The 21,423-nt window shown below is 59.0% G+C and carries 18 protein-coding genes; 14 read left to right on the forward strand and 4 right to left on the reverse strand.

Annotation, left to right across the window (positions count from 1 at the left end; genetic code table 11):
• Positions 1-66: 66 nt before the first annotated feature.
• From ACI77D_RS11495 to ACI77D_RS11535, 9 genes are all read left to right on the forward strand, one after another.
• Positions 67-1,668, forward strand: a complete 1,602-nt coding sequence (locus ACI77D_RS11495) for an ABC transporter substrate-binding protein (RefSeq protein WP_064450684.1) — start codon at positions 67-69, stop codon at positions 1,666-1,668.
• A 258-nt stretch (positions 1,669-1,926) separates the two neighbouring features.
• Positions 1,927-3,555, forward strand: a complete 1,629-nt coding sequence (locus ACI77D_RS11500; RefSeq protein ID WP_064450683.1) for an ABC transporter substrate-binding protein — start codon at positions 1,927-1,929, stop codon at positions 3,553-3,555.
• 364 nt (positions 3,556-3,919) lie between these two features.
• The gene (locus tag ACI77D_RS11505; RefSeq protein WP_407016639.1) at positions 3,920-5,464 is read left to right on the forward strand and encodes an ABC transporter substrate-binding protein; all 1,545 of its coding nucleotides are present in this window, start codon (positions 3,920-3,922) and stop codon (positions 5,462-5,464) included.
• Positions 5,465-5,634: 170 nt separating this feature from the next.
• Positions 5,635-7,029, forward strand: a complete 1,395-nt coding sequence (locus tag ACI77D_RS11510; protein ID WP_407016588.1) for an OprD family porin — start codon at positions 5,635-5,637, stop codon at positions 7,027-7,029.
• Positions 7,030-7,109: 80 nt separating this feature from the next.
• Entirely contained in the window at positions 7,110-8,708 is a 1,599-nt protein-coding gene (locus ACI77D_RS11515) for an ABC transporter substrate-binding protein (RefSeq protein WP_407016589.1), read from the forward strand.
• A gap of 76 nt (positions 8,709-8,784) precedes the next feature.
• Complete coding sequence (locus ACI77D_RS11520) at positions 8,785-9,795, forward strand: ABC transporter permease subunit (protein ID WP_010565541.1); 1,011 nt, start codon at positions 8,785-8,787, stop codon at positions 9,793-9,795.
• 10 nt (positions 9,796-9,805) lie between these two features.
• Positions 9,806-10,717 carry an ABC transporter permease subunit gene (locus tag ACI77D_RS11525; RefSeq protein ID WP_064450679.1) on the forward strand — a complete coding sequence of 304 codons (912 nt, stop codon included), beginning with the start codon at positions 9,806-9,808 and terminating at the stop codon, positions 10,715-10,717.
• Between the two features lie 10 nt (positions 10,718-10,727).
• Positions 10,728-11,696 (forward strand): ABC transporter ATP-binding protein, encoded by a 969-nt coding sequence (locus tag ACI77D_RS11530; protein WP_017138287.1) that lies wholly within the window; start codon positions 10,728-10,730, stop codon positions 11,694-11,696.
• Complete coding sequence (locus ACI77D_RS11535; protein ID WP_064450678.1) at positions 11,696-12,667, forward strand: peptide ABC transporter ATP-binding protein; 972 nt, start codon at positions 11,696-11,698, stop codon at positions 12,665-12,667. The genes ACI77D_RS11530 and ACI77D_RS11535 overlap by 1 nt, the downstream gene beginning before the upstream one ends.
• A 111-nt stretch (positions 12,668-12,778) precedes the next feature.
• On the opposite strand, the gene ACI77D_RS11540 is transcribed toward ACI77D_RS11535, so the two are convergent.
• The 3 genes from ACI77D_RS11540 to ACI77D_RS11550 form a co-directional block, all read right to left on the reverse strand.
• Positions 12,779-13,033, reverse strand: coding sequence for a hypothetical protein (locus ACI77D_RS11540; protein ID WP_064450677.1), 255 nt, complete (start codon positions 13,031-13,033; stop codon positions 12,779-12,781).
• A 97-nt stretch (positions 13,034-13,130) separates the two neighbouring features.
• Positions 13,131-13,388, reverse strand: a complete 258-nt coding sequence (locus tag ACI77D_RS11545) for a hypothetical protein (protein WP_064450676.1) — start codon at positions 13,386-13,388, stop codon at positions 13,131-13,133.
• A 256-nt stretch (positions 13,389-13,644) separates the two neighbouring features.
• A complete protein-coding gene (locus ACI77D_RS11550; protein WP_064450675.1) occupies positions 13,645-15,228 on the reverse strand; it encodes a peptide chain release factor 3 in 1,584 nt (527 codons plus the stop codon).
• A 332-nt stretch (positions 15,229-15,560) separates the two neighbouring features.
• On the opposite strand from ACI77D_RS11550, the gene ACI77D_RS11555 reads away from it, so the two are divergent.
• The 5 genes from ACI77D_RS11555 to ACI77D_RS11575 all read left to right on the forward strand — a co-directional run bounded on the left by ACI77D_RS11555 (position 15,561) and on the right by ACI77D_RS11575 (position 20,624).
• Positions 15,561-16,277, forward strand: a complete 717-nt coding sequence (locus ACI77D_RS11555) for an ABC transporter permease (RefSeq protein ID WP_025856261.1) — start codon at positions 15,561-15,563, stop codon at positions 16,275-16,277.
• A 20-nt stretch (positions 16,278-16,297) separates the two neighbouring features.
• Positions 16,298-17,194: a glycine betaine ABC transporter substrate-binding protein gene (locus tag ACI77D_RS11560; protein ID WP_407016590.1), complete on the forward strand. Its 897-nt coding sequence runs from the start codon at positions 16,298-16,300 to the stop codon at positions 17,192-17,194.
• 11 nt (positions 17,195-17,205) lie between these two features.
• Positions 17,206-17,859 carry an ABC transporter permease gene (locus ACI77D_RS11565; protein WP_027604864.1) on the forward strand — a complete coding sequence of 218 codons (654 nt, stop codon included), beginning with the start codon at positions 17,206-17,208 and terminating at the stop codon, positions 17,857-17,859.
• Positions 17,856-19,013, forward strand: coding sequence for a betaine/proline/choline family ABC transporter ATP-binding protein (locus ACI77D_RS11570; protein ID WP_017138294.1), 1,158 nt, complete (start codon positions 17,856-17,858; stop codon positions 19,011-19,013). The genes ACI77D_RS11565 and ACI77D_RS11570 overlap by 4 nt, the downstream gene beginning before the upstream one ends.
• A gap of 447 nt (positions 19,014-19,460) precedes the next feature.
• On the forward strand, positions 19,461-20,624 hold the full coding sequence (locus ACI77D_RS11575) for a type III PLP-dependent enzyme (protein WP_064450673.1): 1,164 nt from the start codon (positions 19,461-19,463) through the stop codon (positions 20,622-20,624).
• Positions 20,625-20,673: 49 nt separating this feature from the next.
• Here ACI77D_RS11575 and ACI77D_RS11580 read toward each other — a convergent pair whose 3' ends face one another.
• Positions 20,674-21,423 (reverse strand): tetratricopeptide repeat protein, encoded by a 750-nt coding sequence (locus ACI77D_RS11580; protein WP_407016591.1) that lies wholly within the window; start codon positions 21,421-21,423, stop codon positions 20,674-20,676.

The following is a 21,423-nucleotide window of genomic DNA, read 5'->3' on the forward strand; positions in this document are numbered from 1 at the left end:
CGGTAACCTCGGTGACCGCCGTTTTCGTTTGGGCAGTTTTATACGCCTGCCACTTCAGGGGTCTCCATGGAAAGAATCGCCTTAAAACCGCTCCTCCTCGCTGCTGGCCTCTTGGCCTTCATGCCGCTGGCCCAGGCGGCCAGCACCCTGGTCTACTGCTCCGAAGCCAGCCCCGCCGGCTTCGACCCCAGCCAGTACACCAGCGGTACCGACTTTGATGCCTCCGCCGAAACCGTGTTCAACCGCCTGACCCAGTTCAAGCGTGGCGGCACCGAAGTCGAACCTGGCCTGGCAACCAGCTGGGATGTGTCCAACGATGGCCTGAGCTACACCTTCCACCTGCGCGATGGCGTCAAGTTCCACACCACCGACTACTTCACCCCTACCCGCGACTTCAACGCGGATGATGTGCTGTTCACCTTCAACCGGCTTTTGGATGCCCAAAGCCCATTCCGCAAGGCTTACCCGTCCGAGTCGCCCTACTTCACCGACATGGGCTTGAACACCACGATCAAAAGCGTCGACAAACTCGACGAGCACACCGTGCGTTTCAGCCTGAACAATGTCGATGCCTCGTTTGTGCAGAACCTGGCCATGAGCTTTGCCTCGGTGCAATCGGCCGAATATGCGGCCCAGCTGTTGAAAGAAGGCAAGGCAGAGGACATCAACCAAAAACCGGTGGGCACCGGGCCATTTGTGTTCAAGCGCTACCAGAAGGACTCGCAGATCCGCTACGTCGCCAATAAACAGTATTGGAAGCCCGAGGACGTGAAGCTCGACAACCTGGTGTTCGCGATCACCCCGGACGCGGCGTCGCGGTTGCAGAAACTCAAGGCCGGCGAATGCCAGGTCAGCGGTTACCCACGGCCTGCCGACATTGAAGTGATGAAACAGGACCCGAACCTGCGCGTGCTGCAACAAGCCGGTTTCAACCTGGGCTTCCTGGCCTACAACGTGACTCACCCGCCGCTGGACCAGCTAAAAGTGCGCCAGGCCCTCGACATGGCCATCGACAAGCCAGCAATCATCAAGGCTGTTTACCAAAGCGCCGGACAATTGGCGCAGAACGCACTGCCACCGGCGCAGTGGTCTTACGACCCAAATATCAAGGACGCGCCCTACGACCCGACCAAGGCTCGGGCGCTACTAAAAGAAGCAGGGGTTGCACCAGGTACCACCATCAATTTGTGGGCGATGACTGTGCAGCGCGCCTCCAACCCCAACGCGCGAATGTCAGCACAAATGATCCAGCAGGATTGGGAGAAGGTCGGTATCAAAGCCAACATAATCAGCTACGAATGGGGCGAATACATAAAACGCGCCAAAAATGGCGAGCACGACGCGATGATTTATGGCTGGACCGGCGACAACGGCGATCCGGATAACTGGCTCGGCGTGCTCTACAGTTGTGCTGCGGTCAAGGGCAGCAATTATGCGAAATGGTGTAACCCGGCCTACGACAAACTTGTGCAGCAGGCCAAGCTCAGCAGCGACCGCGAGCAGCGCATCAAGTGGTATCAACAGGCGCAGAAAATCCTTAAGGAACAAGTACCTATAACACCTATCGCTAACTCGACGGTTTTCCAGCCTATTCGAAAAGAAGTGCAGGACTTCAAGATCAGTCCTTTTGGCCTGACGCCGTTTTATGGTGTCAGTCTAGATAAGTAACAGCTGCGCCCCAACCGAGTGCGCCAGACGCTTCGGTTGGGCTTTTTTGGTGCGACGAATGCACCGAAAAAACCCTCTATATATATGCATTTATGTACAAACTTTCATAAATGCGACATTCCTGTACGTTCGTACCACACTTTGCCTCTTGCAACGGTTCAGCATCTTGCAATGGGTATGGCCCCTGCATAAGTATCCGCAGGCCGACTCACGAGGTCGCCCTCACCACCAAAAATGACAACAAATCATGAGGCCAACATGCTTAAACACGCAGTCATTCCGCTTTTAGTTAGTGCTGGCCTTATGGCCGCAGCCCCTTTCGCCCAAGCGGCGACTAACCTGGTGTTCTGCTCCGAAGGGAGCCCGGCCGGTTTTGATCCAGGCCAGTACACCACCGGAACAGACTTCGATGCTTCGGCCGAAACCATGTTCAACCGTCTGACCCAGTTCGAACGCGGCGGCACCGCTGTGGTTCCTGGGCTGGCCACCACCTGGGACGTGTCCCCGGATGGCCTGACGTACACCTTCCACTTGCGCGACGGTGTCAAGTTCCACACCACCTCGTACTTCAAGCCGACCCGTACCTTCAATGCCGATGACGTGCTGTTCACGTTCAACCGCATGATCAACAAGGACGACCCGTTCCGCAAAGCCTACCCCACCGAGTTCCCGTACTTCACGGACATGGGGATGGACACCAACATCAAGAACATCGAAAAAGTCGATGACCACACCGTCAAGTTCACCCTTGGTACCGTGGACGCCGCTTTCATCCAGAACCTGGCGATGAGCTTCGCTTCGATCCAGTCGGCTGAATACGCAGCCCAGCTGTTGAAAGAAGGCAAGGCACAGGACATCAACCAGAAGCCAATCGGCACTGGCCCGTTCGTGTTCAAGAGCTACCAGAAAGACTCGAACATCCGTTACACCGGCAACAAGGATTACTGGAAACCTGAAGACGTGAAGATCGACAACCTGATCTTCGCTATCACCACCGACCCGTCGGTGCGTATCCAGAAACTCAAGAAAAACGAATGCCAGGTGACCCTGTTCCCACGTCCGGCCGACCTCAAGGCGCTGGGTGAAGACAAGGATCTGAAACTGCCGCACCAGGCCGGCTTCAACCTGGGCTACATCGCTTACAACGTGATGCCGGTTCTCAAAGGCCAGACCGCTGCCAACCCGCTCTCCGACCTGCGTGTGCGTGAAGCGCTGGACATGTCGGTGAACAAGCAGCAGATCATCGACTCCGTGTATCAGGGCGCAGGCCAACTGGCCGTCAACGCCATGCCGCCGACCCAGTGGTCCTACGACACCACCATCAAGGACGCCCCGTACGATGTGACCAAAGCCAAGGCTTTGCTCAAGGAAGCAGGCGTCAAGGAAGGCACCGAAATCACCCTGTGGGCGATGCCGGTTCAACGTCCATACAACCCGAACGCCAAGCTGATGGCCGAGATGCTGCAGAACGACTGGAAACAGATCGGCCTGAAGGTCAACATCGTCAGCTACGAGTGGGGCGAGTACATCAAGCGCTCCAAGGGCGGCGAGAACCAGGCCATGATCATTGGCTGGAGCGGCGACAATGGTGACCCGGACAACTGGCTGAACGTGCTGTTCGGCTGCGATTCGCTGGCCGGTAACAACTTCTCCAAATGGTGTGACAAGAAATTCGACGGCATCGTGAAAGAAGCCAAGGCCACTTCGGATGTCACCAAACGCACCGAGCTGTACAAGCAGGCGCAACATATCCTCAAAGATGCAGTCCCGATGACACCTATCGCGCACTCGACGGTGTATCAACCCATGCGCAACACCGTGCAGGACTTCAAGATCAGCCCGTTTGGCTTGAACTCCTTCTACGGCGTGAGCGTAAGCGGCAAGTAAGGATTAATAACGGCGACGCTTCATAACGTCGCCGTTATTGCATCCGCCTGGACCGTAGGAAACAGACCACGACAAAACTCATTGCGTCTTACAGCAATGAGCCGCGACGTAGAGCTCCGTTACCTACAAGGTCAATCCGTTTTGGCGCATTTACTGCGAAGTCCGCGGCCCATACCGTCGTAGGACAGCAGAGTCTCCAATCTCGGAAAGGCACTTGCTGTGTGTGGGATCAGTGATGTCTCCCTGGCCGAACGCCAGGGTGATTGCTCACTGATGACAACAACAAACAAGGATCGGGATCGTCATGCGCCATACCACCGTTCTATCCGCAATTTTTGGCACCAGCCTGCTGGCTGTGGCCACGATGGGCCAAGCCGCCGACAAGAAGAGCCTGGTGTTCTGCTCTGAAGGCAGCCCGGCCGGGTTTGACACCGCGCAGTACACCACCGCCACGGACAACGACGCAGCGGAGCCGCTGTACAACCGCCTGGTTGAGTTCGAAAAAGGCGAGACCAATGTGGTACCTGCGCTGGCAACCAAGTGGGATATTTCGCCAGACGGCCTGACCTACACCTTTCACCTGCGTGAAGGGGTGAAATTCCACAGCAACAAGGAATTCAAGCCGACGCGCGACTTCAACGCCGACGACGTGCTGTTCACGTTCAACCGCATGCTTGACCCCGACCACCCGTTTCGCAAGGCCTACCCCACCGAGTTTCCGTACTTCAACGGGATGAGCCTGAACAAGAACATTGCCAAGGTCGAGAAAACCGACCCGCACACCGTGGTGATGACATTGAACACGGTCGACGCCGCGTTCGTGCAAAACATCGCCATGAGCTTTGCCGCGATTCTGTCAGCCGAATACGCCGAGCAGTTGCTTAAGGAAGGCAAACCCAGCGACATCAACCAGAAGCCGATCGGCACTGGCCCGTATGTGTTCCAGCGCTATCAGAAAGACTCGCAGATCCGTTATGTGGCCAACAAACAGTACTGGGACCCGAGCCGGGTCAAGCTGGATCAATTGATCTTCGCCATCAACACTGACGCGTCAGTGCGGGTGCAGAAGCTCAAGGCCGGCGAATGCCAGGTGACCCTGCATCCGCGCCCGGCCGACGTCGATGCCCTCAAGGCCGACCCGAACCTGCAACTGCTGACCAAGCCCGGTTTCAACCTCGGCTATATCGCCTACAACGTGCGCCACAAACCCTTCGACCAGCTCGAAGTGCGGCAGGCGCTGGACATGGCGGTGAACAAGCAAAGCATCCTGAATGCCGTGTATCAGGGCGCAGGCCAACTGGCCGTCAACGCTATGCCGCCGACGCAGTGGTCTTACGACGACACCATCAAGGACGCCGCCTACAACCCGGAAAAAGCCAAGCAACTGCTCAAGGCCGCCGGCGTTAAGGAAGGCACCGAGATCACCCTGTGGGCGATGCCGGTACAACGGCCCTACAACCCCAACGCCAAGCTGATGGCCGAAATGCTGCAAAGCGATTGGGCCAAGATCGGCCTCAAGGTCAAGATCGTCAGCTACGAGTGGGGCGAATACATCAAGCGCACCAAGAACGGTGAGCACGATGTCAGCCTGATCGGCTGGACCGGTGACAACGGTGACCCGGACAACTGGCTGGGTACTCTTTATAGCTGCGACGCCATCGGCGGGAACAACTACTCCATGTGGTGTGACCCGGCGTACGACAAGCTGATCAAGCAAGCCAAGGTCGTGACCGACCGCGAACAAAGGACTGTTCTGTACAAACAGGCGCAGCAACTGCTCAAGCAGCAGGTGCCGATCACGCCAGTCGCCCACTCGACGGTCAACCAGCCGTTAAGCGCCAAAGTCGAAGGTTTCAAAGTCAGCCCCTTCGGCCGCAACGTGTTCTCGGGCGTCAGTATTAACCCATAAGAAAATAACCGGATGGCGGGGAGCGAAATTCGCTCTCCGGCAAACGTGCAGCCTTTTGTTGGGAATTTTCCTACGGCAAACGTTTGCAAGAGCTTGAACGAGTTACACACCCAATAGCCGGTTCACCTAAAAAGACCGGCATTAAAAAGAGAACCAAAGGAGCTTCACCCATGAAACTGAGTAGCAAAGCGCTTCTGGCCCTGGCCATCAGCAGCATCACGGCAACCGCCTTCGCTGAAACCCAGAGCCAGGACTTCGTTCCAACCACATTGGCCGGCACCAGTGCCCAAAGCGAGGCCAAGGGCTTTGTCGATGGATTCAGCCTGGGCGGTACTACCCGTAACTGGTTTGCCAACGAACAGAAATTCCGTGGCGGCAAGTTCACTTACCAAAAACACGGCGAAGCCCGCACCGACGCGTACCGTACCAACTGGGTGCAAGGCACCATCCTCAACGCTACCTCGGGCTTCACCCAAGGCACCGTTGGCGTGAGCACCGAAGTGGCGGTCTACAACGCTCTGGTTCTGGACCGTAGCAAGCGCGACATCAAGGGTGGTTCCAACCGTACCCTGGCCGACTCCAACGGTGACGCAGTCGACCAGTGGAGCAAACTGGGCCTGGCCAACGTCAAGTTCCGCGTTTCGAACACCACATTGACCGCCGGTCGCCAGAACTTCAGCAGCGGTATCGTCGACACCATCGGCAACCGTGCCCTGCCTTCGAGCTTTGAAGGTGTGAGCTTCAACAGTGAAGAATTCAGCAACCTGTCGTTCCAGGGTGGCGTGTTTGACCGCGTTTCGCCACGTACCGAGCAGAGCCTGTCGAAATTCCGCTCCGAGTACGGCAATGGCCAGGAAACCGACAAGGTCAACACCTTGGGCGTCAACTACCAGCCATTCAAGAGCCTGAAAACCAGCCTGTTCGCCGCCAATGTCGAAGACTTCTGGAACCAGTACTACTTCGGCGCCACCCACGAACTGGGTGATGCACAGACCCTGGCACTGACCACCGGCCTGAATTACTACAAAACCGTCGATACCGGCAAAAAGCTGATGGGTAAAATCGACAACGATACCTACTCGCTGTCGCTGGGCCTGACTCACCAAGCCCACAGCCTGACCTTCTCGTACCAGGAAGTGAACGGTAACGAGTACTTCGACTACCTGCACGAAACCAACGGCATCTACCTGGCCAACTCCCTGACGTCCGACTTTAACGGCCCGAACGAGAAATCCTTCCAGGTTGCCTACGGTATCAACATGGCCGAATACGGCGTGCCAGGCTTGAAGTTCAATATCTACTCGGCTCGCGGCTGGGGCATTGACGGCACTCACTACACCGGCGACGGCGGCCGTGCCGGCTTTGCTTACAACGGTATTCAGTCCCAGGACGGCGAGAAACACCAGGAATACGGCATCGGTACTTCCTACGCCTTGCAGAGCGGCCCGCTCAAGGCCACCACGATTCGTGGTACCTACGTGACTCACCGCGCCACCGCCAACCAGGCTGACGGCAACATCCGTGAGTTCCGCCTGGTCACCACCATCCCGTTCAACATTCTTTAATTAGCACCAGGTAGTCGGCGGGCTCATTGCGAGCCCGCCGACTACGCTTGTCTGGTTTAATCGATTGCAGAGGGCTCTGAATGAAAATGCTCCCGCTACAAGCTGCCATTGCCGCTGCGCTGTTGAGCGTTGCGATCGGCGTTTCGGCCAAACCGCTGGTGGTCTGCACCGAAGCCAGCCCGGAAGGTTTTGACCCGGTCCTGTACACCACCGCCGTGACGGCTGACGCCGCCGCCGAAACCATGTTCAACCGCCTGGTGGACTTCAAGCCCGGCACCACCGAAGTAATCCCCGCGCTGGCCAAGGCCTTGCCGGAAATCAGCGCCGATGGCCTGATCTACACGTTCCACCTGCGTGAAGACATCAAGTTCCACACCACCGACTACTTCAAACCCACGCGCAACATGAATGCCGACGATGTACTTTGGAGCTTCCAGCGCCAGTTGGACCCGAATCACCCTTGGCACAACAAGTCCAACGTGGGCTACCCGTACTTTGAAAGCATGGGCTTCAAGGAACTGCTCAAGAGCGTAACGAAGACCGACGACCACACCGTCGTATTTACCCTGACCCGCCCTGAAGCACCGTTTCTGTCCGACCTGGCCATGGCGTTTTCCTCGATTCACTCCGCCGAATACGCCGACCAGTTGCTCAAGTCCGGCAAGACCGATGACCTGAACGCCAAGCCGATCGGCACCGGGCCGTTCATCTTCACCCGCTACGCCAAAGACGCCCAAGTGCGCTTCAAGGCCAACCCGGATTACTTCCGTGGCAAGCCGCCGGCGGACCCGCTGATCCTGGCGATCACCACCGACAACAATGTGCGCCTGCAAAAGCTCAAGGCCAACGAATGCCAGATCGCGCTGTATCCGAAGCCGGATGACGTGCCGAGCATGAAAGCCGACCCGAACCTGAAAGTGGCGGAACTGGCGGCGATGACCACCAGCTACACCGCGCTGAACACCACCCACAAGTACATGAGCGACGCGCGGGTGCGTCACGCGATCAACATCGCGTTCGACAAAAAAGGCTACAACGAATCCCTGTACGGCAAAGGCAACGCCATCGACGCCACCGGCCCGTATCCACCGACCCTGCTGGGTTTCAGCGACAAACTGAAAAACCCGCCGCGTGACCTGGACAAGGCCCGCGCCCTGCTCAAGGAAGCCGGCGTACCGGAAGGCACCGAGTTCACCTTGTTCACCCGTAACGGCGGTGGCCCGACCAACCCTAACCCAATGCTCGGCGCCCAGCGCATGCAGGCGGATTTGGCTCAGATTGGCCTGAAGGTCAATATCAAAGTCATGGAATGGGGCGAGATGCTCAAGCGTGCTAAAAACGGCGAGCACGACATGGTATCGGCTGGCTGGGCAGGGGATAACGGGGACCCGGATAACTTCCTCACCCCTAACCTGAGTTGCGATGCAGCGAAAAACGGCGAAAACTACGCCCGCTGGTGTAACAAAGAGTTTCAAGACTTGATCGATAAGGCACGCGCCATTGAGGAACCCTCGAAACGGGCTGCACTCTACGAACAAGCCATGGACGTTTTCGAGAAGGACCAACCGTGGATTCCCATGGCTTACCCGAAAATGTTCACCGCCATGCGTAAAAACGTCGAAGGCTTTACCCAAAGCCCTCTGACGACAAATAACTTCGCCACCACCCAGGTGAAGTAATAAGAGAAGACGCTCGGCACCGTCGCCATTGACGGTGCCGAACCTGCCTAACCGGCTGATTGAGGTACACAACAAGATGTTTAGTTTTATTGCCCGCCGATTGGGGTTATTGATCCCCACGTTTTTCGGCATCACGTTGCTGACGTTTGCGTTGATTCGCATGATCCCCGGCGACCCCGTCGAAGTCATGATGGGCGAACGACGAGTCGACCCCGAGATGCACGCACAGGCAATGGAACGCCTTGGTCTTAACAAGCCGCTGTACGCGCAATACCTGGACTATGTTGGCAAGCTCGCCCACGGCGACCTTGGCGAATCGCTGCGCACCCGCACCAGCGTGTGGACCGAATTCACCGCCCTCTTCCCGGCGACCCTGGAACTGTCCATGGCCGCCCTGTTGTTCGCCGGTATCCTGGGCCTGTTGGCCGGGGTGATCGCGGCCTTGAAACGAGGATCCCTGTTCGACCATGGGGTGATGGGCATCTCCCTCGCGGGATATTCGATGCCGATCTTCTGGTGGGGCCTGATCCTGATCATGTTCTTCTCGGTAAGCCTGGGCTGGACCCCGGTTTCCGGGCGTATCGACCTGCTCTACGACATCGAGCCGCGCACCGGCTTCATGCTGATCGACACCCTGCTGGCTGACGAGCCGGACGCATTCTTCGACGCCCTGCACCACCTGATCCTGCCGGCCATCGTGCTCGGCACCATCCCGCTGGCGGTGATTGCGCGGATGACCCGTTCGTCGATGCTCGAAGTATTGCGTGAAGACTACATCCGTACCGCCAAGGCCAAAGGCCTGTCGCCGGCGCGCGTGGTATTCGTACACGGCCTGCGTAATGCGCTGATCCCGGTACTCACCGTGGTGGGCCTGCAAGTCGGCACCCTGCTGGCCGGTGCGGTCCTCACCGAAACCATCTTCTCGTGGCCTGGCATCGGCAAATGGCTGATCGAAGCCATTGGCGCGCGGGACTACCCGGTGGTGCAAAACGGCATCCTGCTGATCGCCTGCCTGGTGATCCTGGTGAACTTCGTGGTGGATATCCTCTACGGCTTCGCCAACCCACGCATCCGTCACCAGCGCTGAGATCATGACCATGACCACACCTACTCAAGTGTCAGCAGTCGATCAAAGCCTGCTGTATCCGTCCCCGTACAAAGAATTCTGGCAAGCCTTCTCCAAGAACAAAGGCGCCGTTGCCGGCCTGCTGTTTATGTTGCTGATCGTGTTTTGCGCGCTCTTCGCCCCTTGGGTTGCGCCGCATAACCCGAGCGAGCAATACCGCGACTTCCTGCTCACCCCACCGGCCTGGCTGGAAGGCGGGCAGATGCAATTCCTGCTGGGTACTGACGAACTGGGCCGTGACCTGCTCTCGCGTCTGATCCAAGGCTCACGCCTCTCATTGCTGATCGGCTTGTCGTCGGTGGTGATGTCGCTGATCCCGGGCATCCTGCTGGGTCTGTTCGCCGGGTTCTTCCCGCGCATGCTTGGCCCAACCATCATGCGCTTGATGGACATCATGCTGGCCCTGCCGTCGCTGCTGCTGGCTGTGGCCATTGTCGCGATCCTCGGCCCTGGCCTGATCAACACCGTGATTGCGATTGCCATCGTGTCCTTGCCGTCCTATGTCCGTCTGACCCGCGCTGCGGTGATGGGCGAACTGAACCGCGACTACGTGACGGCCGCCCGCCTCGCCGGCGCCGGCCTGCCACGCCTGATGTTCATCACCGTGCTGCCTAACTGCATGGCGCCGCTGATCGTACAGGCCACCTTGAGCTTCTCTTCGGCGATTCTCGATGCTGCGGCCCTGGGCTTCCTTGGCCTTGGCGTACAACCGCCAACCCCGGAGTGGGGCACCATGCTGGCTTCGGCCCGTGACTACATCGAACGCGCCTGGTGGGTAGTGAGCTTGCCTGGCTTGACCATTTTGCTCAGCGTGCTGGCAATCAACTTGATGGGTGACGGCCTGCGCGATGCGCTGGACCCGAAACTCAAGAACGCCGCCTGAGGAGATTCCCATGTCACTGTTAGAAATCAAGAATCTCAACGTGCGCTTCGGCGACAAGACCGCCGTACCGGTGGTCGATGGCCTCGACATTTCCGTCGACAAAGGCGAAGTGCTGGCGATCGTTGGCGAGTCGGGTTCGGGTAAATCCGTGACCATGATGGCGCTGATGGGCCTGATCGAGCACCCCGGCATCGTCACCGCCGATGCCCTGAACTTCGACGGCAAGGACATGCTCAAGCTGAGCAACCGCCAGCGCCGTCAGATCGTCGGCAAAGACCTGGCAATGGTGTTCCAGGACCCGATGACCGCGCTGAACCCCAGCTACACCGTGGGTTTCCAGATTGAAGAAGTGCTGCGCCTGCACCTGAAAATGTCCGGCAAGCAAGCGCGCAAGCGTGCCATCGAACTGTTGGAAAAGGTTGAGATCCCAGGCGCTGCCAGCCGTATGGACGCCTACCCGCACCAACTGTCCGGCGGTATGAGCCAGCGTGTTGCAATCGCCATGGCGATTGCCGGTGAGCCGAAACTGCTGATTGCTGACGAACCGACCACCGCGTTGGACGTGACCATCCAGGCGCAGATCATGGAGCTGCTGCTGGCCCTGCAGAAAGAGCAGAACATGGGCCTGGTGCTGATCACTCACGACTTGGCCGTCGTGGCCGAAACCGCCCAGCGCGTGTGCGTGATGTACGCTGGCCAGGCCGTTGAAGTCGGTCAGGTGCCGCAGTTGTTCGACATTCCGGCGCATCCGTACAGCGAAGCGCTGCTCAAGGCGATCCCCGAGCACAGCCTTGGCGCCACGCGCCTGGCCACGCTGCCGGGTATCGTTCCCGGTCGTTATGACCGCCCGCAGGGTTGCCTGCTGTCACCGCGCTGCCCGTACGTGCAGGAATCCTGCCGTGCCCAGCGGCCTGGGCTTGATCCGAAAAGCAACAGCCTTGCGCGCTGCTTCTACCCCTTGAACCAGGAGGTGGCGTAATGGCCGTCGTTCTTACCGCCCGCGACCTCACCCGTCACTACGAAGTGTCCCGTGGCCTGTTCAAGGGCCACGCCCTGGTGCGCGCGCTTAATGGCGTGTCGTTCGAGCTGGAAGCTGGCAAGACCCTCGCGGTCGTTGGCGAATCCGGTTGCGGCAAATCCACCCTGGCCCGCGCCCTGACACTGATTGAAGAGCCGTCTTCGGGTTCCTTGAAGATCGCTGGCCAGGAAGTGGCCGGCGCCGACAAGGCCCAGCGCAAGCAATTGCGCAAAGACGTGCAGATGGTGTTCCAGAGCCCGTATGCCTCGTTGAACCCGCGCCAGAAAGTCGGTGATCAACTCGGCGAGCCGCTGTTGATCAACACCAACCTGTCCGCCGCCGAGCGCCGCGAGAAAGTGCAGGCGATGATGAAGCAAGTGGGCCTGCGCCCTGAGCATTATCAGCGCTACCCGCACATGTTCTCCGGCGGCCAGCGCCAGCGGATCGCATTGGCCCGCGCCATGATGCTGCAACCTAAAGTGCTGGTGGCGGATGAGCCGACGTCAGCACTCGACGTGTCGATCCAGGCCCAGGTGCTCAACCTGTTCATGGATTTGCAGCAGGAATTCAACACCGCCTATGTGTTCATCTCCCACAACCTGGCGGTGGTGCAACACGTTGCCGATGACGTGATGGTGATGTACCTCGGCCGCCCGGTGGAAGTGGGCCCCAAGGACGACATCTACGCCCGTCCCCTGCACCCGTACACCCAGGCGTTGCTGTCGGCTACCCCGACCATCCACCCGGACCCGAACAAGCCGAAAATCAAGATCGTCGGCGAACTGCCTAACCCACTGAACCCGCCGCCGGGTTGCGCCTTCCACAAGCGCTGCCCGTATGCGACCGCGCGGTGCAGCAGCGAGGAACCGCAATTGCGCGCCCTGGATAACCGCCAGGTGGCTTGCCACTACGCGGAGCAATTTGTGGCCTGACCGCAACAAAAATGCCCTGGGTGATTAAGCCCAGGGCATTACACAAGTTCTACCGCCCCACCCGTCGGATTGCGCATCAGTCCGGCCGGTGGGGCTTTTTTTCACGCTGACTTACGTATCACTGTCGCTGTCATCGTCGTCTGGCGGGGCCTGTTGGTCATCATCATCCTTGGAGCCGCCCTGGTCCTTATCACCGGGCTCTGACTCGTCCGCAGCCAGTTGCAAACCACCCGCTGTCACCGACTTCGCCGCTACAACCGCCGGGGCCTGGCTCTGCACGGCCGTATTGGCCCACGCAGATGAAGCACCCAGCGACAACATCACCAACACCTTTAGCAACAGCACCACACGTTGAAAGATAGTCATGGTCGATTTCCGTCCAGTCAGTGAAACACGCGCGCCGGCGTTCGACCGTCGCTGTGAATTAAGCTAGTTCCGTTCTCGGGTTTACGCCACTCGCTCATCAGGTATCGCCGTCATCGTAGGTTTCGCTGTCCTCCCCCTCGTTGTAAGGATTTTCCGCGTCTTCCTTGGGCGCAGGTTGGGCCTGTGGCTGCCAGCCACCGGAGTTGACCTCTTTTTGCTTTTTTTTGCTGACCGGGCCGGTGTCTTTCCATTGGGCCGTACCTGTATCCGCCAGCGCCGAGGTGTACGCCAAAGCAGTGGACAGGCCCAGGGCCCCCAGCAGCACCATATGAATGGCGCGTTGAGTTATACGCAAGGTCGCCTCCTGATCCGTCGGTAAGTGGATGTAATAATTCAAACGCTAGACGGGATGCGGGCTTCTCGCCAATTCATCGCCACGTGGAGATCAGAATGTGGGAGCGGGCTTGCTCGCGAATGCGGTGTATCAGTCAACCTATCCATGACTGACACTGCGCATTCGCGAGCAAGCCCGCTCCCACACTTGGATTATCGGCGCCCACAAAAAAGGGCGAAGCCATCACGGCTTCGCCCTTTCGTGTACCGCTCAGACCTTAATGGTGCTCGCGGGTCGCACGGAATTTCACGTCCGGCCAGCGCTCTTCCATCAGCGCCAGGTTGACCCGGGTCGGCGCCAGGTAGGTCAGGTGACCACCGCCGTCGATCGCCAGGTTTTCTACGGCCTTGTTGGAGAACTCTTCCAACTTCTTCTTATCGCTGCAATCGATCCAGCGCGCGGAGTACACGGTGATCGGCTCGTAGGAGCATTCGACCTTGTATTCCTCTTTCAAGCGGCTGGCGACCACATCGAACTGCAGCACACCGACGGCGCCGAGGATGATGTCGTTGCTGCGCTCGGGGAAGAACACCTGGGTCGCGCCCTCTTCCGCCAATTGCTGCAAACCTTGGCGCAGTTGCTTGGATTTGAGCGGGTCACGCAGGCGCACGCGGCGGAACAGTTCCGGAGCGAAATGCGGGATACCGGTGAAGCCCAGCGCTTCGCCTTCGGTGAAGGTGTCACCGATCTGGATAGTGCCGTGGTTGTGCAAGCCGATGATGTCGCCGGCGAAGGCCTCTTCCAGCTGTTCACGCTCCGAGGAGAAGAACGTCAGGGCGTCGCCGATGCGCACGTCCTTGCCGGTACGCACGTGGCGCATCTTCATGCCTTTTTCGTATTTGCCGGAGCAAATGCGCATAAAGGCGATACGGTCGCGGTGCTTGGGGTCCATGTTCGCCTGGATCTTGAACACGAAGCCGGTGAATTTCTCTTCAACCGGTTCCACGGTGCGCTCGTTGGCAACACGGGCCAGAGGCTCTGGCGCCCAGTTCACCACGGCGTCGAGCACGTGGTCGACGCCGAAGTTGCCCAAGGCGGTACCGAAGAACACCGGCGTCAGTTGGCCATCGAGGAACTCCTGCTGGTTGAACGCGTGGCAGGCGCCCTGCACCAGTTCCAACTGATCGACAAAGCGGTCGTACTCGTCACCCAGGTGGGCGCGGGCTTCGTCGGAGTCGAGTTTCTCGATGATTTTTACATCGGTGCGTTCGTGGCCGTGGCCAGCGGTGTAGACAATGATGTAGTCGTCAGCCAGGTGGTAAACGCCCTTGAAGTCGCGGTAGCAACCAATCGGCCAGGTGATCGGCGCGGCCTTGATCTTCAGGACCGCTTCGATTTCATCGAGCAACTCGATCGGGTCGCGGATATCGCGGTCGAGTTTGTTGATGAAGCTGACGATGGGCGTATCACGCAGACGGCAGACGTCCATCAGCGCGATGGTCCGTGGCTCAACGCCTTTACCGCCGTCGAGGACCATCAGTGCCGAGTCCACTGCCGTCAATGTGCGGTAGGTGTCTTCGGAGAAGTCTTCGTGGCCCGGGGTGTCGAGCAGGTTGACCATGTGGTCGCGATACGGGAACTGCATGACCGACGTGGTAATGGAAATACCCCGTTGTTTTTCCATTTCCATCCAGTCGGAGGTGGCATGGCGGTCGGATTTGCGGGATTTCACCGTGCCGGCCACCGCGATTGCCTTGCCCATCAGCAGGAGCTTCTCGGTGATGGTGGTTTTACCGGCATCGGGGTGGGAAATAATAGCGAAAGTGCGGCGTTTCGCGACTTCGGCGGCCTGGTGGGTCATGGGAAATCGCCTGGCGGGTGAGTCAAAAAAGGGCGGCGAGTATAGCGCAAACCCAGGGTTAAGGACCACCGTTCAACCCATTGGGGGTGGCTAAATGCTGCCAAGTGTGGAACCTTTTAAAAGGTAGAGACGTCCACTCCCCTGCTACCGCACTCGTAACAGGGGCTGAAAAATCAGCAAGTTAGCCTGACGAGGCTGCGCTCATGGCTTGATCGCATACCGCATTGCCGGTATCGGCGAGCTGCTTTTCGCGAACATATTCGCCGACAGCCAGGAATGGCATTGCCGCTCGGAAATGTGTTCGCCGACAAAAGAAAAAAAGGAGTCCGCCTGTGGCTATTCGCTATGGCAAAGGGCTGATAGGAGGAGCGGTTGTCGTCGCTCTCCTGGCCCTGCTGGTCCACTGGATCGGCATCAACACGATCGAACTGTACCGCGACGATTTGTTGTTTTACCTGCAAGCACACCTGATCCTCGTTCTTGTCTCCATGCTGGCCGCCCTCGTTGTAGGGATCCCCGCCGGTATCCTGCTTAGCCGACCGAACATGGTCGGGCGCGCAGAACGTTTCATGCAAATCTTCAACATCGGCAACACCGTCCCTCCCCTGGCCGTACTGGCCATCGCCCTCGGCGTCCTTGGCATCGGCAGTGGCCCGGCCATCTTCGCGCTGTTCCTCGCCTCCCTGTTGCCGATTGTGCGCAACACCTACGAAGGCCTGAAAAACGTACAGGGCTCCCTGAAAGAAGCCGCCACCGGCATCGGCATGACGCCGCGCCAGGTGCTGTTTCGCGTGGAATTGCCCAACGCCGTGCCGATCATCATCGGCGGTGTGCGTGTGGCCCTGGCGATCAACGTCGGTACAGCGCCGCTGGCCTTCCTGATTGGCGCCAACAGCCTGGGCAGCCTGATTTTCCCCGGCATCGCCCTGAACAATCAGCCGCAATTGCTGCTCGGCGCCGCGTGCACCGCGCTGCTGGCGTTGCTGCTCGACGGTCTGGTGACCATGGCCAGCCGCCTCTGGCTGGAACGCGGGTTGCGTCCGTCTTAAGGCTTGGCAAAGGAAATCACATGAAAAAACTGACATTGATACTGAGCTGCGTCCTGCTGTTTGCAGGTTTTGCGCAAGCCGCAGAAAAACCAGTGATCCGTATCGGCGCCCGGGTGTTCACCGAACAGACCTTGCTCGCCGAAATCACCTCCCAATACCTGCGCAGCAAGGGCTACGACACCCGCGTGACCGGCGGCCTGGGCAGTAACCTGGCGCGCAGTGCCCAGGAAAGCGGGCAACTGGACCTTATCTGGGAATACACCGGCGTGTCGCTGGTGGCCTACAACCATGTGGACGAGAAGCTCGACAGCGAGCAGTCCTACGCCCGAGTGAAAGAACTCGATGCGAAAAAAGGCTTGGTCTGGCTGTCGCCGTCGAAATTCAGCAACACCTACGCGCTGGCACTGCCGGACAACGTGGCCCAGGAATTCCCGCAGATCAACAGCATCAGCGACCTGACCCAAGCACTCGCAGAGAAAACCAAAGGCACACGCCTGGTGGCCCTGGACACCGAGTTCGCCAACCGTTCTGACGGCATGGCCGGCATGGTCAAGCTGTATGACATGAACCTGACCCGCAAAAACACGCGGCAGATGGACGCCGGGCTGGTCTACACCGCGCTGCGTAATGGCCAGGTGTTTGCCGGGTTGGTCTACACCACCGACGGTCGCTTGAATGCCTTCAAATTGAAGCTGCTGGAAGACGACAAGCATTACTTCCCGGACTACACCGCCGCGCCCGTGGTGCGTCAGGTTTATCTGGACGCGCACCCTGAATTGGCCGCTGACCTCAAGCCGCTGGCCGCGCTGTTCGACGATGCAACCATGCGCCAGCTGAATGCGCGGGTCGACGTCGACCATGAAAGCCCGTCCGCCGTGGCCGCAGACTTCCTGCGCCAACATCCGATCAACCCATAAGAGGAGAAGACATGGAATTCCTGAACGCCTTTTCCCATCTTGATTGGGCCCAAGTCCTGCACCTCACCTGGCAGCACATCACCCTGGTCGGCATTGCGGTGATCCTGGCGATTGTCGTCGGCGTGCCCCTCGGCGTGCTGATGACCCGCTTCCCGACGTTGGCCGGTCCGCTGCAAGCCAGCGCTACGGTGCTGTTGACCGTGCCGTCCATCGCCTTGTTTGGCCTGCTGCTGCCGTTCTACTCCAAGTTCGGCCAGGGCCTGGGGCCGATGCCGGCGATTACCGCCGTGTTCCTCTACTCCCTGCTGCCGATCATGCGTAACACCTACCTCGCCCTCACCGGCGTGGAACCTGGTATCCGCGAAGCCGCCAAAGGCATCGGCATGACCTTCGGCCAGCGCCTGCGCATGGTCGAACTGCCCATCGCCGTGCCGGTGATCCTCGCCGGCGTGCGCACCGCCGTGGTGATGAACATCGGTGTGATGACCATTGCCGCCACCATCGGCGCCGGTGGCCTGGGTGTACTTATTCTGGCTTCCATCAGCCGCAGCGATATGTCGATGCTGATCGTTGGCGCCGTGCTGGTCAGTCTCCTGGCCATCTTCGCCGACCTGCTTCTGCAATGGCTGCAACGCTCGCTGACTCCAAAAGGACTGCTCAAATGATCGAACTTCAAAACCTGACCAAGACTTTTCAAAGCAACGGCAAAACCGTGTCCGCCGTGAACGACGTAAGCCTGACCGTCAATGAAGGCGAGATTTGCGTATTCCTCGGCCCGTCGGGCTGCGGCAAGAGCACCACGCTGAAAATGATCAACCGCCTGATCAAGCCCACCTCGGGCAAGATCCTGATCAATGGCGAAGACACCACCGACCTCGACGAAGTGACCCTGCGTCGCAACATCGGCTACGTGATCCAGCAGATCGGCCTGTTCCCGAACATGACCATCGAGGAAAACATCGTGGTCGTGCCCAAGCTGCTCGGCTGGGACAAGCAGAAATGCCACGACCGCGCCCGCGAATTGATGAGCATGATCAAGCTGGAACCCAAGCAGTACCTGCACCGTTACCCGCGTGAGCTGTCGGGTGGCCAGCAACAGCGGATCGGTGTGATCCGTGCGTTGGCGGCCGATGCACCGTTGCTGCTGATGGACGAGCCGTTCGGTGCGGTCGACCCGATCAACCGCGAGATGATCCAGAACGAATTCTTCGAGATGCAACGCGCGCTGAACAAGACCGTGATCATGGTCAGCCACGACATCGACGAGGCCATCAAGCTGGGCGACAAGATTGCGATCTTCCGCGCCGGCAAGCTGCTGCAGATCGACCATCCGGACACCTTGCTGGCGCATCCGGCTGACGAGTTCGTCAGCAACTTCGTGGGCCAGGACAGCACCCTCAAGCGCCTGCTGCTGGTTAAAGCCGAAGATGCGGCCGACAACGCCCCATCGGTGAGCCCGGAAACCCCGGTGGCGGATGCGCTGGAGCTGATGGATGAAACTGACCGTCGTTATGTGGTGGTCACCTGCGCCGAGAACAAGGCGCTCGGTTATGTGCGACGTCGCGACCTGCACCGTCAGACCGGTACCTGTGGGCAATACCTGCGGGAATTCAACGCCACGGCGGCGTACGACGAGCATTTGCGCATCCTGTTGTCGCGCATGTACGAGTTCAACCGCTCGTGGTTGCCGGTGATGGATGCCGAGCGGGTGTTCCTGGGGGAGGTGACTCAGGAGTCGATTGCCGAGTACCTGAGTTCCGGTAAGTCGCGTGGCGGTAAGACCAGTATTGTGTCGCCTGCCGAGACAGCGTTGGCCTGATAGACCGCTATCGCGGGCAAGCCCGGCTCCCACATTGAATTGCATTCATCTGTTGGAATGCATTCCCCTGTGGGAGCCGGGCTTGCCCGCGATGAATGCACCGCAAATCCCACCGATTTGCCCCATTCGGGGAACATCAATCCGTCACACCTGTCGGTTACATAAGTAGCTGCACCGGGTCCCGCGACGAACGCGTGCAAAAACGCGACATTTTTAGTTGATCTATGGCCCCTCACGTCCTAAAGTTCGCGCCGAACGTCCATGCTGGAAACGATCCATCCGGCTCAAGTACTGACGACGAGACAGCAAGGCCAAGGGACGCGGTTATCCCATGGCCTTTTTGCTTTCGGCGACATGCCTTGGGAAGTAGGCGAACCAAAGTGGGGATACGGAGGACGTTCATTTGCACCCATTGATCAAATTAGTTTGCCCTTAGGAGTTCCCAGCATGTCGATTAACGTCGAAGATTATTTCGCGCGCGCCACCTTTGACAAAATGAAGGCGTTCGCCGACAAGCAAGAAACCCCGTTCGTGGTGATCGACACCGCGATGATCAGCCAGGCCTACGATGACCTGCGCGCCGGTTTCGAATTCGCCAAAGTCTATTACGCGGTCAAGGCCAACCCGGCTGTCGAGATCATCGACCTGCTGAAAGACAAGGGCTCGAGCTTCGACATCGCCTCGATCTACGAGCTGGATAAAGTGATGGACCGTGGCGTCAGCCCCGACCGTATCAGCTACGGGAACACCATCAAGAAATCCAAGGACATCCGCTACTTCTACGAGAAAGGCGTGCGCCTGTTCTCCACCGACTCCGAAGCCGACCTGCGCAACATCGCCAAGGCCGCGCCGGGCTCGAAAGTGTACGTGCGTATCCTCACCGAAGGCTCGACCACGGCTGACTGGCCTTTGTCGCGCAAATTCGGCTGCCAGACCGACATGGCCATGGACCTGCTGATCCTCGCCCGCGACCTCGGCCTGGTGCCTTACGGCATCTCCTTCCACGTCGGCTCGCAACAGCGCGACATCAGCGTGTGGGACGCAGCGATCGCCAAGGTCAAAGTGATCTTCGAACGCCTGAAAGAAGAAGACGGTATCCACCTCAAGCTGATCAACATGGGCGGCGGCTTCCCGGCCAACTACATCACCCGCACCAACAGCCTGGAAACCTACGCTCAGGAAATCATCCGCTTCCTCAAGGAAGATTTCGGCGACGACCTGCCGGAAATCATCCTGGAACCGGGCCGTTCGCTGATCGCCAACGCCGGTATCCTGGTCAGTGAAGTGGTACTGGTGGCGCGTAAATCGCGTACCGCCGTCGAGCGCTGGGTGTACACGGATGTGGGCAAGTTCTCCGGCCTGATCGAAACCATGGACGAAGCCATCAAGTTCCCGATCTGGACCGAGAAGAAAGGCGAGATGGAAGAAGTGGTCATCGCCGGTCCTACCTGCGACAGCGCCGACATCATGTACGAAAACTACAAATACGGCCTGCCACTGAACCTGGCGATTGGCGATCGTTTGTACTGGTTGTCGACCGGTGCCTACACCACCAGCTACAGCGCGGTTGAGTTCAATGGCTTTCCGCCGTTGAAGTCGTACTACGTGTAAGCACGCCGCACACAAAAAACCCATGACATGTCATGGGTTTTTTTATGGGTCAGGAAAGGGTCGCAGCACGTTGCTGGTAAGCGTCGGCCATGGCCCGGATCTGCGGATTCTCGGCCGCCGCCAACGCCTTGTGGGCCGTTCGCAGAAACTTGAGATTACCGCCGGCCAGTGCCTGGCGTAACCACTCCAACGCGCTTTCGACTTGACCTCTATCGGCCAGCACCGCCGCATAACTGAACTGCCCGCGAAAATCCCCGCCTTCGGCTGAGCGTCGATACCAGGCCACGGCAGCCTCAAGATCCTGTGGGCAACACCGGCCATCTTCCAGATAACGCCCCAGCAAGTTCATCGACTTGGCATGGCCTTGCTCGGCCGCCTGGCGATAAAACCCCAGCGCTTGCGCTTGATCTTCAGCCACGCCACGGCCGGTGGCCAGCAGGTTGGCGTAGTTGTACTGGCCCCAATCCAGCCCGGCCTCTGCCGCCAGGCGATATGCCCTTGCGGCCGCCGCCTCGTCCACGGCGCAGCCCCAGCCATGTTCCCGGCAACGCCCGGTCATATTGCGGGCCATCAAATGCCCGCCCTGCGCCGCGATCTGGAACCAGCGCAGTGCCAGCGCTTCATCCCGTGCAATGCCGCGCCCTTCCAGCAGGATTTGCCCAAGCAAGGCCTGGGCGTCGACAACGCCCTCCTTCGCCGCCATCAAGATGGCCTGGGCGGCGCGCACCGGGGAGTCGTCGAGCATGCGTTGCAATTGCTCGACGTTGAGGACTTCTTCACGGCGCAATAAAAACCCCAT

This window comes from Pseudomonas sp. O39 (assembly GCF_045447295.1).
Classification (GTDB): domain Bacteria; phylum Pseudomonadota; class Gammaproteobacteria; order Pseudomonadales; family Pseudomonadaceae; genus Aquipseudomonas; species Aquipseudomonas antarctica_A.